This window comes from Pseudoalteromonas sp. 2CM28B (assembly GCF_023161935.1).
Genome location: NZ_JALNTH010000012.1, coordinates 71,914 through 88,440 on the forward strand (window position 1 = coordinate 71,914; position 16,527 = coordinate 88,440).

Genomic DNA, 16,527 nt, shown 5'->3' on the forward strand with positions numbered 1-16,527 from the left:
AAATGCTGCCTTTAATTTTGTTGTGTGATTAAGCGATACTTGCTGAGAACTGCTGCAGCACTGATTGATAAGGCTTAATAAAATGCTGCTCGGTAAATTTGCCTTGCTCAACCGCTAATTGACCTCGCTCTGCGCGGTCATACACAATTTGCGTTAATGAATGATCGTCATTTTTTAAATTAGGTTTATAACGGCTGCCTGCAGCGGCATTAGCGTTATAAATTTCTGGACGATAAATTTTTTGAAACGTTTCCATGGTGCTAATAGTGCTAATTAGCTCAAGGTTGCTGTAGTCGTTAAGGAGGTCACCAAAAAAGTAAAAGGCTAACGGTGCAGCGCTGTTTGGTGGCATAAAGTAGCGCACTTGTAAGCCCATTTTTTTAAAATATTGCTCTGTTAACGACGACTCATTAGGCTGATACTCTACGCCTAAAATGGGGTGTAGATTTTCGGTTTGCTGATAGGTTTTGTTATCAGACACGCTTAAGCAAATAACTGGTGGCTTTTTAAAATGCTGTTTATAGGTATCTGAGTTTACAAAGCATTTAAACAACTTGCCGTGTAAGTCACCAAAGTTATCGGGAATACTAAATTGCGGTTTGCTTTTGTTATGCTCAAGCAATAACACACTAAAATCGTAGTCGCGCACATAGGATGAAAAGTTATTACCCACTATGCCTTCTATTCGCTCGTTAGTTTGGTGGTCAATAATATTGGTTTTTAATACCTCAATTGACGGAAATGCTTGGCCACTGCCTGCAATGTTTAAATCAACCGAAATGATCTTGAGCTCAACCGCGTAACGATCCCCTTCTGGGTTATCCCAACTGGCCAGTGCATTAAAACGATTGTTGATCATTTTTAGGGTATTACGCAGGTTTTGTTGGCGGCTTTCACCCCTTGCTAAATTAGCGAAATTGGTCGTAATACGTGTGTTATTTGATGGATGATAGTTTTCATCCAAATTAGTGCTTTTAATCGTAAATGTAAGATCAGTGCTCATAGCCGTATCCTTTCAATCTGAGTTATTACTGCTTTTATCAATGACACATTACTTGCTGTTAAAACCAAACTAACGGGATAACTGTAATGGTGCTGTGCAGAGTTAATAAATTTATACGCGGTATGTAGCATGAAGAAAAACGGTATTATTTCAGGTAAAACATGAGCCAGATTCACTCTCTTACTAAGTTGCATGAATAAATTAGGCTAGTAGACGCCCCCCCTGCGACAAAACCCACTTTAGAAGTCTAGATTTCTAGATGTTTTTACGGATATTGTGATTTATTCATACAAAACGTGAGTATTATTCAATGCTTATAGGCACTTAAAGTGGGATTTGCATAAACGGTTGTTGATATACTCGACTAAACCTTGGTGAGCTTAGCTGTTTTATTAAACGTTTTTTACACGCAACTCACCGCCACAGAGCATAACAACCCCTAACATAAGAAGAGACAAAAGGAATGAGTGATTTAATAGTGTTAATTATTTACTGCGCCATACTTGGCAGTGGTGTTGGTTTTTTAGCAGGCTTATTAGGAATAGGGGGCGGGCTGGTTATTGTACCCATACTCAGCATGATATTACTGCACTTTAATGCTTTGCCACCTGAACAAGTGGTGGTGGTTGCCATTGCGACCTCGCTGGCCTCTATTTTATTTACTTCGACCTCGTCGGCTATTGCGCATCATAAAAATGGCAATGTGCCCTGGGATATTGCACCTTGGGTTATGGCAGGCGTTGCCTTTGGCGCGCTTATTAGTGGCTTTATGGCTGCGCTGTTACCTGAGCATGTAGTGCGTTTGGTGTTTGCTGTAAGCGTAGTGCTAATTGCACTTAAAATGATTTTTTCAGGTAAGAGTGATTCCGCAATAGCGCGCCCGTTACCAAACAAAGGGCTACTGAGTGTTTATACGACCATAACCGGTGGCTTGTCTGCCATGATTGGCATTGGCGGCGGGGCAGTATTAGTGCCGCTACTAACGTTTTTTTCTGTTGATATGAAAAAAGCCATTGGCTGCGCCTCGGCCTCAGGCATTGTGATAGCGCTGTTTGGTTCAATGGGTTATATCAGCTCAGGCAGCCAGTTATTTAGCCTAAAACAAGGATTTGCAGGCCTTGTGTATTTGCCCGCTTTATTGGGTATTGTATGCACCTCATGGTTTACTGCGCCACTCGGTGCTAAAGCCACGCATTACTTACCGGTTTCAACAATTAAAAAAATATTTGCCGGCTTATTAATAATAATGGCAATCAATATGTTTACTCGATAAGAGCATTTATATGAGCCTTAAAAACACGCGGCATAAAGCCGCTGCTACCTAGAATATTAGCGACTAGTAGCAGCGGGTTCATCTCGCGTAGGTGTTGAGCGTTAGAGTCCGAATCCTTTAACCTTTAACCTTTAACCTTTAACCTTTAACCTTTAACCTTTAACATCTTAAGGCGATTAACTAAAATCTACGTCATTTGCGCGTGCTTTATAAATTCGTCATAAATACTGTCTTTAATGAGCCTGTCGGGCGTAAAGGCATAATAATGCTGATAAACATTATCAATTGTACCAATGTAATTTACGCCGTAATGGCGCTCTACTTCGGCTCTTACCAAAATAGGCGCAGGGAATATCCCAAACCCTTGCTCACCGAGTGACTTCATTAATGCGCTGTCGTCAACATGGCCAGCTATTGTCATTTCAATGTCTTGCTCTTGCAGCCAATAATAAATAGCCCGCGCGACAGGGCTTTCTTTTGCGGGGAGCACTAAGGGCTTGTTATTTAAAGACTGCGGAAACTGCTTATGTAACTGCGAATGCCATGTTTCGTTACCAAAAAGAGCGATTTGGCTTTTACCTATTTCATGACAAAACGCCTTAAATGGCAAGGTGGTATCGAGTGGTTTATCGGCTAACACTAAGTCGAGCTTATGAATCGCCATTTGTGCAAGCAGCTCATCTTGTTGGCCGTCAATACAGTGCAAGTTGGTAATACGGTCGTTATTAATTAAAGGCGCTAGCCACTTCGACACCAGTGATTTAGGCAACACGTCTGAAATACCCACCTTTAACGTTCGTGAGTATTGCGTGGTATCACCTTGCGTGGTTTCTAGCCATTCGTGAGCAATAGCAAACATATCATTGGTGTATTGCTGAGTTACATGGCCAAATTCCGTTAACTGTAGGCCTCGCCCTTGGCGAACAAACAGTGGTTTTCCTAATCGTTGCTCTAAGTTAGTAATTTGTGAGCTGACCGTTTGCGGCGTTAAATTAAGTATTTTACTCGCCGCTGCAATACTTCCATGCTTACTTACCTGCCAAAAATAATATAAGTGATTGTAGTTAATGTTGGTAATCATTCGAAAATACCTGTTTTAAAGTAAGAAATAATCAGCTTTTTCCTTTGCCACTAAGTTAGTAGATTACAGTCATGCCTGCAACATAGTTACTATTAAAAGGTGTAATTGCATGAAGCTAAAACTTACAGTTAAAAACAAGATAATTAACGCAAGTGAAAAGATGTCGCTTTTGAAGTTGATAAAAAGCCAATTGGCAAAACATGCTTTAAATATTCGTAAAGTTGAGATTCAAATAAATGATCTTTCGAGTGAGCGCCACGGCACTTTGCAGCAATGCAAAATTAATATTCTTTTGCCTGGACTACCCAGTATTAATGTAAATACAAAAGGAAGAAGTATGCTGCAAGCGATAAAGCGGGCACTAAAAAGTTTGCAGCAAATTCTCGTTAATAAGTATCAACCTTCGCAACCAAGCTCATAGTTTTTATTAATATCGCACTTGCAGTAGCATGGATGCTACTCTTTTTATTTCTATTCTCGTACCAAGCTGTGTTTAACATTAAACGATTCACTTATTACCTATTGAGCAGTATTTCCTTGTTGGGTTTTGTTGTACTCTACCCAACTTACCATGACTAAAATTCTTTGACCTTGTTCCTTTAACCTTTGACCTCAGCTGTAAACCCCTCACACCATTTTGATTAAAAAGAGAGTGAAATTTTCAATTACCTAAATTCATAGTTTATTGTGAATTTATTAGGTTCATGCCTATTAATTTACTAATTCACAAAATACTGTGAATTTATCCTTTAGTGAGTTAACTTTCGCTGTAATTCACAAAATATTGTGAATTATTAGCTTTTTTGTACTTTTTTAACTATTATTCACAAAACACTGTGAATTTTGGATTGGTAATGGAAGTCACGATAAAGTCAGCAAAACAATTAGGTAAATTGGCAAGCATTGTGAGAAAAAGCCAAAAGCTTGACCAAAAAACTGCGGGAGATTTCTCCGGTATTAGTATTAATACAGTAAGTGATTTTGAAAATGGCACAGGTTCGTTATCAATTGGCCGCGCGTTTGATTTAATGGAAGCTTTAGGTTTAGAGGTAAAAATAGATGTGGTTATACCTCAACACGATGAAAAGGCTAAAAGTAAATTAATAACGCAAATCCAGAACATGGTGGCTGGCCATGAATAAACTAATACAGCGCCAATATGGCTAACCTGCACTAGTTAATCCTTATCCAATTCTTCATGAAAGCGTCGCCATAATGGTTTTAATTGCTTTTTAATTGTATTACTTTCCATTTTATTAGCAGCCCTAAGCCCATATGTAATAAAATTACGTCCCCCTAGGTGAGTATAACGGCTATAAAGCTTTTTTTTATAAAGAGCTTTTTCATCAGCTCCTTTCATAGCTCTGATATCATTATATTTTCTCATTGTTTGCTTCGCGAGACTAACACCCCTTCTCATTTTTTCCGAGTATCTAGCTAGGGAAGAAGAACGTAAGTAAATATTTTCACCGTCAAAAATAAAGCCAAGATATTGCAATGTATTATCAGCTTTAAGAATATTTCCTACCTTATTAAATTGTCTGATCTCTGTTTTATCTGGATTAATACGTACTTTTAACTTTGATATATGCTTTTGAGCAAACCCTGCTACTTTGTTTTTAAGCCTTTTAGGCATAATAAACAGCATATCATCACAATATCTAAAGTAGTAACCACCATGTATATCAGCATATTTTTTCATTTCTAAATCAAAGTCCAACATATAAATATTGGATAAAAGCGCACTGATAGGAGAGCCTTGAGGTATGCCATACCCACATAAATTTGGTTTTATTAAACCTTCTGCCCGTACCTTTGTTCTAAAGTCCTCAGAGCTACAAATCCGTTTATGTTGATTTCTAGGTTTATTTTTTGAAATTGAGAATAATTTATATAGCTCCAACTTATCTACCGTCGAGAACTTAGTAATTGATTTAAAAACATTGAAGTGATCGGGTGGAAGTTTTTCTTGGCCGAGAAGTTTACACCAAGATTTTTTAAGTAAATTATGATCTAAAGTATCAAAAAACTTAGAAAAATCGAGCGCTACAGCGCTGCATTCTCCCATTTCTTTTATTTTAAGAAATGCTTCATAAGCAAAATCTATATTACTTTTTCCTAAATTTCTGAAAGCAAGAACAGACTTATCGAGACCATTATCTTTTAATGTCCCTTCATATAGTTCACTCAATTTTTCAGCATAAAAAGCATAAATATGACTATCAACATGGGACGAATAAGCTATTGGTCGCATTTTATTCTTAACCAAAAGCTTGCCTGATAATTTATCTTTATTTATTTTTTTTGAACTAACCTCATAATTTATCAAGGGATAAAATGAGTGCTTTTTTACGAAGCTAGGATTGGAGGTTAAGCTAATTGCTTTCTTTGTACCAATAGGTAGATCAAAGTGAAGATAACCTCTTCTTCGATACCAGCTGGGGTGATTATCGTCCATAATAAACTCTCTAGCAAAACCGAGGCAGACTTAGAACTGCGGCAATTCCAATCGCCTTACCTCGGCTTAACCAAGTTACTTAAGTAACCATCTTGTAAAACGTCGCCGCGTAATGTTAGACATGAATTATAATATAACTATTAACTTGGAGGTATCCATAAACATTCAGAAGACCTTAGTCCATGTAATCTTATCGTTCTTATCGTTTGCCTGTTGTGGCGTTCCGATAGTACTTGACAACATGTTATAAACCTCCGAGCCTAATTGGAGTGTTCTCCTCATCTCGAAGCACATATAAGATAATTGATAAAATGATATATATCAATCAACAATTTGCCCCTCATTCTGACGATATCACTAAACTCTATTTGCAACCAATTGAAGGAGAGTACGGGGACATCTTGATCCTGCCAATAACGTTGTATTTTTGTTGGGTTTCGTTGCACTCTACCTAACCTATCGTAATTAAAAACCTTTGGCCTTGCTCCTTTAACCTTTCAACCCTGCTGTAAACCCCCGTTACACTTTGATTAAAAAATCCGCACACTAATAATTAGTGTGCGGCTTTAGTATTTTATTTTTTTAAAGCGATTACTTGTTTAGTAAGTGCTTTTCAAAAAAATCAGCCATCATAGTGTGGTAATGCAAAGTGGTGCCTTTGCCTTCACGTAGGCTATGTGAGCGGTTAGGGTATGAGAAAAACTCAAACTGCTTGTTATGCTTTACAAGCTCGTCAATTAAGCGCTCTGAGCCTTGATAATGCACGTTATCATCGCCTGTGCCGTGAATAAGCAATAACTTACCGGTTAGGTTTTTAGCAAAGGTAATCGGCGAGGTGTTATCGTAACTCTCAGGATCTATGTTTGGGTTGCCCGCATAACGCTCTTGGTAAATGGTGTCGTATAAACGAATGTCCGGCACGGGTGCTGAGGCAATGCCTACTTTAAATTTATCACCATGGCGGAACAATAAGTTAAGGGTTGAGCTACCGCCGCCTGAGTGTCCCCATACGCCAACGCGGTCTGTGTCTATTACATTCCAACGTTTAGCCATGGCATCTAGGGCGTCGACTTGGTCTTGCACGGTAATAGAGCCAATTTTTTTATAAATCGATTTGCGCCAATCGCGGCCTTTTGGTGCACGTGTACCGCGGTTATCAACCGATGCCACAATAAAGCCTTTTTGCGTTAGTAACGATTTATATAAGTAACTGTTACCTTCCCAGCGGTCTTGCACGGTAGAGCCCCATGGTTCACCGTATACGTAAAACACAATTGGGTATTTTTTACTTTTATCCATGTTCTCTGGGAACATAATGTAGCCGTCAAGCTCGGTACCATCTTGCGCGTTTACTTTAAAGAACTCATGCTTTGGTAAGCTTTGCTCAGCAAGCTTTTGTTTGAGCTTTGTATTTTCAACTAAGGTTTTTACATTACTGTGATCGCTCACTTTAATGATCTCTTTAGTCGGTGGCGTACCAAATTTTGAGTAAGTATGCATTGCCCATGAGGCATCTTTTGACATGTAGTAGCTGTTTGAGCCCTCAAACTCAGCAGGTGTTACCCGTACCGGTTTACTGCTGCCATCAAGCGGTGTGCTGTATAAATAACGCTGACCAGGATCGTTTGGCGAGGCAATAAAATACATTACGTTTTTGTCTTCATTGATGGTAAGCATATCAATAATGTCGTAATCGCCTGGGGTTAGGTCGATAATAGTTTTGCCATCGCGCGATACACGGTAAAGATGACGCCAACCGTCGCGTTCGCTATGCCAAATAAAAAACTCACCGTCTTTTGACCAGTTGGCTTTATAAAACCATTCGATAAACGCATCGTCTTTGTCTTCTAAAATTTTGGTCAGTTGCTGCTTTTGCCAATCAAACAACCACACTTTGTTATGGTTTTGTGGGCGGTTTAAGTCTTGGATCATTAATTCATTACCGGTGCCCGCCCAACTAATACGCGGAATATAACGGTCGCGGTTATCGCCCTCAAGCTCAGCCCAACGGGTTTGTTTATCACTAAGGCTTACCACACCAACACGCACGGCAGAGTTGGTTTCACCGGCTTTAGGATAAGGGAATTCTTTAAGGGTAGGGTACAGTTCGTCGGTGTTGTTAATCATAGTGAAAAATTTAACGTCACTGGTATCAAGCTGCCAATAGGCGATTGATTTGTTGTCGGGGCTCCAACGAAAACCATCGGCAATAGTGAACTCTTCTTCGTATACCCAATCAAAATTACCGTTAACAATGGTGGCACTGCCATCGGTTGTGAGCGCGGTTACATCGTTACTACCAACCGCTTGCATATAAATATTGTTATCGCGTACGTAAGCCACTTTTGAGCTATCTGGCGAGAACTTAGCAAACATTAACTTAGTTGGCTCAACGTCTTTACCACCTAATTGCTGTAATTGGTTTGTCTCAAGGTTAAGTAACCAAAAGTCGCCTCGGCTGCGCGAACGCCAAACTTGCTCACTGTTGGTAAATACCATCAGCCATTTACCGTCTTTTGACCACTGATAGCTTTCGATTGCAAATGGCTCGTCTGCGCCCTCTGGCAACAGCTTTTCAAACTCAACCAGTACTTTACGGCCTGTGCCGTCAGCATTGTAAAATACAATGTCGTTGCCTTTTACGCCGTGCTCTTTTTCGTCATCGACGTTGTTATCGTCTGCTTTTTCTTTTTCACTTTCGCGCTCTTCAAGCACAGTGTAGCCGGTACCATCGTCTAGCCACTTAAAATAAGTGCTACGCTGGGTTTTAAATTCTTTGTCTTTATAAATTTGCGCTAGGCTTAATGGATTATTCACGGTACTCATCGCTGCATTGTTGTTGGTTGATATGCTAGTACTTGAACATGCTTGCAAGCCTAAGCCCGCAACAATGGCCAGTGCCAAGCCCGATGTTTTGATCAGATTCATTGTTATTGTTCCTTCGGTCTTTTGACCTTTATAGATTAAGGCGCTTATTACATTTACTGTAACAAAATAACGTACACAATATCAGCATGTTTAACGCACAAAGCCATGGTTTAAACCCAAACTTTTATAATTAATTACCATGCTGGATTTTTAAATTCTTCACTGAGCGTGTCGATTAGCGTTCTTACTGTTGTCGATATATGCTGACAAGAAGGGTAAAGCACATAAATTTTCATTGGGTTTAATGTCCATGGCGCTAATACACGCTGCAAGCGACCATCCAGTAAATATTGATTTGCTAAATACGTAGGCTGCACTGAAATACCACCACCGGCTATGGCTGCATGAAGTAATGTGGTGGCCTCGTTTGCACTTAAATTACATTTAACATCAACCGATTGAAATTCATCCCCGTTGTGTAAATGCCAAATATATCGGTCAAAGTTTTTATAGCCTAAACACTGATGAGTGCTTAACTGTTGTGGTGTCGTTATTGGCGGATAATCTGTAAGGTAATCAGCTGAGGCCACCCACTGATATAGATTCACACTCGGCAATAGGTTTACCTATTAACGAAGGATCAGGATTGGCTGCAATACGTATAGCCATGCTTTATTAGATCTGTGGTTGAGTCTTTAAGATCTATGTCTATTTGCACGTTAGGGTGACGTTTCATAAAGCGTGTAAATATAGGGGCTAATTGTGCAAAACCTAACGACATACTGGTCACTACTCGTATTTTACCTGACAACTGTTGCTGGCTTTTAGTTTGTTCAACTAAACGGTTAGCCTGTGCTAACCATTGCTCTATTTCGGGTAAAGAGGCCTCGCCAGCGGTGGTAAGTGTAATTTTGCGGGTAGTTCGGTGTAGCAAACGAGTATTGAGCCATGCCTCTGCCGACTCAATACGACGAGTAACCATAGGGCGTGACATTTCAAGCCGTTCGGCAGTGGCAGTAAAACTGCCTGAGTAGGCAACATCAACAAAAACCTGCGCTGCGGTGAGTTTATCCATAGTATTTACACGACTCATGAAACAATGATGCTAATTATTGGTTGTTTTTCTGAACATATCAAACCTTTATTATGCTCGCATTAGCAACCAATGATGAGAATACCATGAACCTACGCATGCTTTAATCAGCAATATCGCCATTGCAGACGAAACCGCATTAACCCTTGATGTGTATAACGCTGACAGCAATAGCTTTCATGTTAATGCCACGCTGGTTTATGGCCGTACCGTTGCAATTTTAATTGATACCGGATTTACCAAAGCCGATGCACAAACTCAGGCAGAGCAAATGCATGGGCAAAGCAACTTAATGAAATGAAAGCATTCAACCCTGACGTGGTGATCTCTTGGCATAAGAAAGCAGGCACCTAATTAGATGCTGCAAATATTGATTTTTCAATCCAGTATTTAAAGGATTTTGCACACGCTAAGCAAAGTAGTGATAGCAGTAAGCTGCTGATAGATAAAATGATCAACTCATACCCAGAGACTGTATTGCCTATGGGTCTTAGCATTGGCGCTAAAGTTCATAAAGGCGAAATGAAATGGTAATTGCTTACGCTTAACCACTGTAATAAATACAGTAGAACCAAAAAACACGCCTAGCAAAGTCTGGCGTGTTTTTTATTATTGCCACAAATACATACTGGCTCGCTTATTGGCAATATTTAATTCAAATACCTCAGTGCTTGCACACATAGCAGCGCCATAGCATACATGAAGCGGTAACAAGTGCTCCTCTCTGGGGTGATTAAAGCGTGCAGCTGGAGCTTGCTGCCATGCTAATAATTGCTGTTCACGCTGTTGCTCGGTTAATGTTTGATCTGCGATTGTGCTTACCAACCAATTTTCAAATGCCTGATTTTGCTGGTTAACATCGTTTGATTGGGTAACACCAAAAGCGCGCATATTATGGAAGGTAAAGCCTGAGCCTATAATTAATAAGTTATCGTAATCAATACTTTGCAACGCTTTACCAATTTCAACATGCAACAGCGGATCAAGGCCTGGGTGCAAGGATATTTGCACACAGGGAATATCGGCCTCTGGATACATAATTTTTAACGGTACAAACATACCGTGATCAAAACCACGCTGTGGATCGAGTTTTGAGTCAATATTATGTGTTGCGAGCGCTTGCTGTACTAAATTAGCAAGTTGCGGCTGGCCAGCACAAGGGTAAGTTAATTGGTACGCCTGCTTAGGAAAACCGTAGTAATCGTAAATAAGCGGTGGTGAGGAGTGCGCCGTTATACTAATTGGTTGAGCTTCCCAATGCGCGCTGATCATTAAAATAGCAGAAGGCTTTGGGATTGTAGCGGCAACTTGTTCTAAGCAGGCTCGCATTTCTGCATGGTTGGCATCACCTAGTAATGGCATTGGGCCGCCACCATGAGAAATGAAAAAAACGGTTGGGCGTTGCATGTGGTTAATCCTAAAGGACAGATATTATTATAGTGCCTGCGCAGTTAGTAAATAACTAGCCACATAAACGCACAACCTCCGTGCGAAAATATTATATGTGGTGTTTATTCATCAAGCTCTAAGTGAGCGCGTTCAACGCTTTCTTGAGGTAACTCTTTTTGCACCGATACACCCAGCTCTTTAAATTCTGAGGCTTGTTTAATTAAGTTACCTTTACCACGGTATAACTGAGAAAATGCTTTATCGTAGGTTTCTTTGGCTTTATCGAGCTGTTTACCCACCCCTTCCATACTGGTTAAAAAGCCGTTGAGCTTACTGTAAAAACGCTCAGCACGATTAGCCAGCTCTTTTGAATATTTAGTTTGCTCTTCAAAGCGCCATAACTGCTTAACAATATTTAAACTGGTTAGCAGGGTAGTAGGAGTTGCAACCAAAATGTTCTTTTCTATTGCTTGCTGGTAAATGTCGCTTTGGTATTTAAGTGCTTCTACAAAGGCGGATTCAATCGGTACAAACATAATAACAACCTCAGGCGAGTTTATCCCTGGTAAACGGTCATACGATTTACTGGCCAACTCATTTATACGGGCAGTTACGGCATTTACATGCTCTTTAATCGCTTGTTGAGATTCCAGCTCTGTTTCGGCATTTACGTAGCGGGTATAGGCATTTAACGATGTTTTTGCATCAATCACTAAGTGCCGACCTTGGGGTAAATACACCACCACATCAGGACGAAGACGACCATCTTCGGTATTAAACGACACTTCGCGTTTATAGTCTGTGCCAGCTCGAAGTCCTGCGCTATCAAGCACGTTTTCAAGCATGAGTTCGCCCCAATTACCTTGGGTTTTCTTTTGCCCTTGTAAGGCATTGCTTAGCTTGTCAGCCTGCTCGGTAATGGCTTGGCTTTTGGCTTGTAAATGTAATAGCTCGGTTTTAAGTGCTGCACGTTGTTTTAAGTCTTCAACGTGAATAGATTCCATTTTATCTCTAAAGCCTTTTAGCTCACCTTGAACCGGCTTGAGTAACTGCTCTATGCTTTCTTGATTGAGGGTTTTAAATTTTTGCGATTTTTCTTCTAAGATTTGATTGGCTAAATTTTCGAATTCTTTTTTAAGCGTTTCTTTACTTTGCTCTATGTGAGCCAGTTGCTCGCTGAAATGTTGCTGCTTTTGCTCAAGGGTAGTGCGTATATTATTAAGCTCGACATCGCGCAGATTGTATTGCTCGCGCAGGGCGGTTAGCTCGGCTTCGGCTTTACGCCAATATTGATTATAAAGTTGGCTTTGTTTTTCTTGCTCAGTTAATCGCGTTTTAAAATGTTGCGCCTGATCACGTTGCTCTTGATGAGTAAGCCCTAACAAGTCGTGCTCTTCCACTAAAGAGGCATATTGATTTTGCGTATGCTCATACTGGCTTTGTAATAACAATAACTCTTGCTGCAGCTCACTCACTTGGCGCTTTATTTTTTTGCTTAACTGGACTGATACAACGCTGAAAATAGCCATACCGGCTAAAGCGCCAGTAGCAACACTTAACCAATCTAAATGGGATAAAAACGAAGTAAACATAGAATAAACTTTTAAAATTTAGTGACATGCCATCATAACGAATTACGCTCTTTAGCAGTAGGGTAAAACACTAAATTAAGCGCATAAAAAAAGCCAGCTAGTAAAGCTGGCTCAATATTACTAAATTAGTAATCAAACAGGGAAATCAACATGAAACTTGTAAAACAACATATCAACTACAAGCTTAATAGTAGACGCGCTGCATTTAAATTAGTTCAAAATAATTTTAAAAAAAGTTGAATTTGAGGCATAAAAAAAGCCAGCTAATAGAGCTGGCTCAGTATTACTAAATTAGTAATCAAACAGGGAAATCAACATGAAACTTGTATAACAACACATCAACTACAAGCATAATAATAGACCCAGCCATTTGTGATTAGTTCAAAATAAATTAAATAAAAAAATAAATATTTTTAAAAGCAAAAAAAAGCCAGCGCATTACTGGCTGGCTTAATCATTACTATGTCTAGTAACTACTATATGGGATATCAACATGAAAGCTTGGAGAAACTGCAATTTAACCAAGCATATTAATAGACGCCCACAATTTAAATAAGTTCAAAAACTCGTCATGATTTTTTAAAGTTATTTTAGCTTTTAATTAAAGACAGCATTTGTTGTTCGTCAAACTGGGTAAAACTCATTGATTTTTCGGTAAATAATGCATCTACAAGCGCTTGCTTATCTTGCTGCATTTGAAATACTTTTTGTTCAATAGAGTTAGCCATAATTAGTTTATAAACAAACACTGGGTTTGTTTGTCCAATTCGATAAGCACGATCGGTGGCTTGTTTTTCAACGGCTGGGTTCCACCATGGATCAAAATGAATAACGGTGTCGGCTTGGGTTAAATTAAGCCCTGTACCACCGGCTTTTAAGCTAATTAAAAACACGGAAGTGTTACCACTGGTAAATTCGTCTATTACTTTGTCGCGATGACGCGTTTGCCCAGTTAGCATACTAAAATTAATATTTAGCTCATTTAAACGCTCGGCAATTAAATCAAGGGCAGAGGTAAACTGGCTAAATATAATCACTCTACGGCCAAGGCTAAGCATTAAAGGTAAGTGGCTCGATAACCATTCTAATTTAGCACTGGCTGCCTCAGTTTCAGGTTCAATGAGTTTAGGATGACAACAAATTTGGCGTAACTTTAATAAAGCTTCTAAAAAAGCGAGTTTACTTTTTTGTACGCCTTGCTCGGCAAATAAATCAATGAGTTTCTCTTCAAGCGCACGGGTTATACCTTGGTACATGTCTTTTTGTTTAGGTTCAAACTCAAACTCTTTTATAAGTTCGGTTTTTTGCGGCAGCTCTTGAGCCACTTGGGCTTTAGTACGGCGCAAAATAAACGGCATAATTAACGCTTTTAGTTGCTCTGCACGTTCAATATTGCTTTCGCGTTCAATAGGGCCTTGAAAATGCTGCTTAAAGTGCGCCTGTGAACCTAAAAGCGAGGGCATTGCAAAGTCGAGCAATGACTTTAATTCAAATAAATTGTTTTCAATTGGGGTGCCACTTAAACAAAGCTTAAAGTCGGCATTTAAACGTTTTACCAGCCGCGAAACTTGTGCGGTATCGTTTTTAATATACTGGGCTTCATCAAGAATAATGTTTTCAAAATACAGCGGTGAGTAATAAGCAATGTCACGTTTTAATAGCGGATACGTGGTTAAAATACACTGCGCTTGTGCCAAATGCTGCAACGAATCATTTCGGTGTGCACCAAAAATAGTGGTCACTTTTAAGCTTTTTGCGAACTTGGTAATTTCGTTTTGCCAATTACTCACTAAACTTGTAGGGCACACAATAAGCGTAGGCCCTGCTTGCGGTGTATTGTATGAGCTTGCTAAGTAGGCAATCACTTGTAACGTTTTACCCAAGCCCATATCATCCGCTAAAATCCCACCTAACTGATTACGCTTTAAAAAGTTAAGCCAAGCCACGCCTTTTTGCTGATACTCTCTTAATACTACAGAATCGTGTAAGCCATGAATGGCAGTTTTCGGTGATAGCAGTGCATCGTTATTTAGTTCTTCAAGGTAACGCTCTAATGACGGGTCATGTAGCTCTACATCAATAGCTGTGTGCTGAACTAATTCAGGTAAGTATGAAAGCGGAATGTTAAATTCGTCACGGGTTTTAATAAATTCAAATCGCATTTTAAATTCAATTAATAAATTAAACGCTGCTTTATCAATAACCCCAAATTGACGGCCAACAGGGTAGTAATAAAATAATTCACTTTGACGGTTTAACGATTCATAAAGTTTATTATTTACATTTAATAGGGTAGCTACTTTGGTATCGTTTAGCATTACTTTACTATGCATTTGATGATTTGCAGCTCTGTTTACATGCAATGAGATTTGGCTTTTAGTATCAGCAACATTAACTTTGCTCATTGATACTTGCCAACCGCGTTGTTTAAAGCTGGGCAGTACCTCGTGAACTAGCCAATGTAAGTGAATAGCCGATTCCTGACTAAAAATAAACTCGCTGTGTAAACCCCCTTTACAAAAATCGAAGCCTAAGTTGACTAACTCATTGGTAACGGTGTTTTCGAAGGCGCTATTAATTAACTTTGCAGGCGCTGTGCCCGCTAAATAGTTTTTATTTTTATACTTAAACGATAACGAAATAGCCATTACTGAGCCCGACATGCTGACTTTAAGTATGGCATTACTCAACGACTTAACAGGCGTGCTTGGTGTATTAGTAGGGTGGGGAATAACACCTACTCCAAAGTTATCAGCAAGCTGCTTATAAATTCGGTCAAAGTTTGTATCGTGCAGCGCCGGTATAGTTTGTAAGTGCGCAATTTCATCAGCACTGAGGGGCGTACGAATACGGCCTAATTTATATTTATCTAAATCTAAGTAGATAGGCGGCGTTGTTTTAATTAACGCCCAATTAGGAATTTGATCCAAGTGAATTTTTAACTGGGTTACCTCTTTTTGTTTTTCCCAAACAAAGTTAAGAGGTAAACCAGGTTGCGCTTTAATAGGTACTCGAGAGCGTTGTAAAAATAATCGGTCTGTGGCTAGTAATTGCTGCAGCGCATTAAATCCCCATTGCCCTTTAAGCTCAATATTACCGACCGCATTTTGCGATCGGATCCAGCTATATAATCTAAAATCACTTTCGAGCAAATCGCTAGGGGTTACAAAACTATTAAGCTGTTGCTCAGTTAAATTTCGCCCAAGTGCATAATTATTATTTTTATCGTAGTTGGCAATTTTAGGGGTTAAAAATACTTTGTTGTTTTCTATGTCTAATACAAACAGTAATACTTGCGAGGGTTGAGCTTGGTCGGTGTTTTTAAGTGCGCTTAGTTCACTAAACCAATCATTAATAAAATAATCTTCACCGTACTCACCAGAATGCTCAATTTTAAGCTTTAACAAAATAGCGGCCAAATGGCGGCATTTAGTTTTAACATTACAGGTACAATGAGTATCGACCGAATAACCAGTTGGTAATTTACTGATCTCAATACGTTGGTTAAACGCGAATCCTTTATCACCTAGCACCGTGGAGTCAACCACAGAAAAATCTGCATTATGTTCTAACCAACTGATTTGGCCGTTTTTATAGTACGATTTTCCTTTGGCCAACACCGCGGGTTTAAATAATTTTTTTATGAATCGCTCAGAAAGAGGAAACTGGGTAGCCTGCTCATTTTTAATTTCTTCAAAAATAGCCATTAAATCATTTTTTGATAAGTTAGCAGACATGTCACTCAAAGTATTAAAATTTAAAAATAATTT

The 16,527-nt window shown here is 39.3% G+C and carries 13 protein-coding genes; 4 read left to right on the forward strand and 9 right to left on the reverse strand.

The features are described from left to right. Positions 1-28: 28 nt before the first annotated feature. A complete protein-coding gene (locus tag MTN96_RS16875) occupies positions 29-1,003 on the reverse strand; it encodes a DUF1852 domain-containing protein (RefSeq protein WP_248532280.1) in 975 nt (324 codons plus the stop codon). Between the two features lie 463 nt (positions 1,004-1,466). Here MTN96_RS16875 and MTN96_RS16880 point away from each other — a divergent pair, with 463 nt between their 5' ends. Next, the gene (locus MTN96_RS16880; RefSeq protein ID WP_248532281.1) at positions 1,467-2,276 is read left to right on the forward strand and encodes a sulfite exporter TauE/SafE family protein; all 810 of its coding nucleotides are present in this window, start codon (positions 1,467-1,469) and stop codon (positions 2,274-2,276) included. Positions 2,277-2,463: 187 nt separating this feature from the next. Here MTN96_RS16880 and nhaR read toward each other — a convergent pair whose 3' ends face one another. Continuing rightward, entirely contained in the window at positions 2,464-3,357 is an 894-nt protein-coding gene (gene nhaR / locus MTN96_RS16885) for a transcriptional activator NhaR (protein ID WP_138627309.1), read from the reverse strand. A 109-nt stretch (positions 3,358-3,466) separates the two neighbouring features. On the opposite strand from nhaR, the gene MTN96_RS16890 reads away from it, so the two are divergent. Both MTN96_RS16890 and MTN96_RS16895 read left to right on the forward strand, forming a co-directional pair. Continuing rightward, a complete protein-coding gene (locus MTN96_RS16890; RefSeq protein ID WP_036983562.1) occupies positions 3,467-3,778 on the forward strand; it encodes a hypothetical protein in 312 nt (103 codons plus the stop codon). Between the two features lie 433 nt (positions 3,779-4,211). After that, a complete protein-coding gene (locus MTN96_RS16895; RefSeq protein ID WP_138627308.1) occupies positions 4,212-4,499 on the forward strand; it encodes a helix-turn-helix domain-containing protein in 288 nt (95 codons plus the stop codon). A 35-nt stretch (positions 4,500-4,534) separates the two neighbouring features. Here MTN96_RS16895 and drt2 read toward each other — a convergent pair whose 3' ends face one another. The 4 genes from drt2 to MTN96_RS37045 form a co-directional block, all read right to left on the reverse strand. Next, positions 4,535-5,815: an antiviral reverse transcriptase Drt2 gene (gene drt2, locus MTN96_RS16900; RefSeq protein WP_138627307.1), complete on the reverse strand. Its 1,281-nt coding sequence runs from the start codon at positions 5,813-5,815 to the stop codon at positions 4,535-4,537. 591 nt (positions 5,816-6,406) lie between these two features. Continuing rightward, complete coding sequence (locus MTN96_RS16905) at positions 6,407-8,743, reverse strand: S9 family peptidase (RefSeq protein WP_248532282.1); 2,337 nt, start codon at positions 8,741-8,743, stop codon at positions 6,407-6,409. A 134-nt stretch (positions 8,744-8,877) separates the two neighbouring features. Next, positions 8,878-9,291 carry a substrate binding domain-containing protein gene (locus MTN96_RS37040; RefSeq protein ID WP_308200652.1) on the reverse strand — a complete coding sequence of 138 codons (414 nt, stop codon included), beginning with the start codon at positions 9,289-9,291 and terminating at the stop codon, positions 8,878-8,880. A gap of 32 nt (positions 9,292-9,323) precedes the next feature. Beyond that, entirely contained in the window at positions 9,324-9,776 is a 453-nt protein-coding gene (locus MTN96_RS37045; RefSeq protein ID WP_282452061.1) for a LysR family transcriptional regulator, read from the reverse strand. 151 nt (positions 9,777-9,927) lie between these two features. Here MTN96_RS37045 and MTN96_RS16915 point away from each other — a divergent pair, with 151 nt between their 5' ends. Next, positions 9,928-10,077 carry a hypothetical protein gene (locus MTN96_RS16915; protein ID WP_248532283.1) on the forward strand — a complete coding sequence of 50 codons (150 nt, stop codon included), beginning with the start codon at positions 9,928-9,930 and terminating at the stop codon, positions 10,075-10,077. A gap of 308 nt (positions 10,078-10,385) precedes the next feature. On the opposite strand, the gene MTN96_RS16920 is transcribed toward MTN96_RS16915, so the two are convergent. The 3 genes from MTN96_RS16920 to MTN96_RS16930 form a co-directional block, all read right to left on the reverse strand. Further along, on the reverse strand, positions 10,386-11,183 hold the full coding sequence (locus tag MTN96_RS16920; protein ID WP_214551880.1) for a class III extradiol ring-cleavage dioxygenase: 798 nt from the start codon (positions 11,181-11,183) through the stop codon (positions 10,386-10,388). Between the two features lie 104 nt (positions 11,184-11,287). Next, positions 11,288-12,757 (reverse strand): DNA recombination protein RmuC, encoded by a 1,470-nt coding sequence (rmuC, locus tag MTN96_RS16925; protein WP_248532285.1) that lies wholly within the window; start codon positions 12,755-12,757, stop codon positions 11,288-11,290. 590 nt (positions 12,758-13,347) lie between these two features. Next, the gene (locus tag MTN96_RS16930; RefSeq protein WP_248532286.1) at positions 13,348-16,494 is read right to left on the reverse strand and encodes a DEAD/DEAH box helicase; all 3,147 of its coding nucleotides are present in this window, start codon (positions 16,492-16,494) and stop codon (positions 13,348-13,350) included. Positions 16,495-16,527 lie beyond the last annotated feature (33 nt).

Bases quoted from the DNA above. Each gene is read 5' to 3' on its own strand.
- MTN96_RS16875 (WP_248532280.1), bottom strand. From the start codon at position 1,003: ATGAGCACTGATCTTACATTTACGATTAAAAGCACTAATTTGGATGAA.
- MTN96_RS16880 (WP_248532281.1), top strand. From the start codon at position 1,467: ATGAGTGATTTAATAGTGTTAATTATTTACTGCGCCATACTTGGCAGT.
- nhaR (WP_138627309.1), bottom strand. From the start codon at position 3,357: ATGATTACCAACATTAACTACAATCACTTATATTATTTTTGGCAGGTA.
- MTN96_RS16890 (WP_036983562.1), top strand. From the start codon at position 3,467: ATGAAGCTAAAACTTACAGTTAAAAACAAGATAATTAACGCAAGTGAA.
- MTN96_RS16895 (WP_138627308.1), top strand. From the start codon at position 4,212: ATGGAAGTCACGATAAAGTCAGCAAAACAATTAGGTAAATTGGCAAGC.
- drt2 (WP_138627307.1), bottom strand. From the start codon at position 5,815: ATGGACGATAATCACCCCAGCTGGTATCGAAGAAGAGGTTATCTTCAC.
- MTN96_RS16905 (WP_248532282.1), bottom strand. From the start codon at position 8,743: ATGAATCTGATCAAAACATCGGGCTTGGCACTGGCCATTGTTGCGGGC.
- MTN96_RS37045 (WP_282452061.1), bottom strand. From the start codon at position 9,776: ATGAGTCGTGTAAATACTATGGATAAACTCACCGCAGCGCAGGTTTTT.
- MTN96_RS16920 (WP_214551880.1), bottom strand. From the start codon at position 11,183: ATGCAACGCCCAACCGTTTTTTTCATTTCTCATGGTGGCGGCCCAATG.
- rmuC (WP_248532285.1), bottom strand. From the start codon at position 12,757: ATGTTTACTTCGTTTTTATCCCATTTAGATTGGTTAAGTGTTGCTACT.
- MTN96_RS16930 (WP_248532286.1), bottom strand. From the start codon at position 16,494: ATGTCTGCTAACTTATCAAAAAATGATTTAATGGCTATTTTTGAAGAA.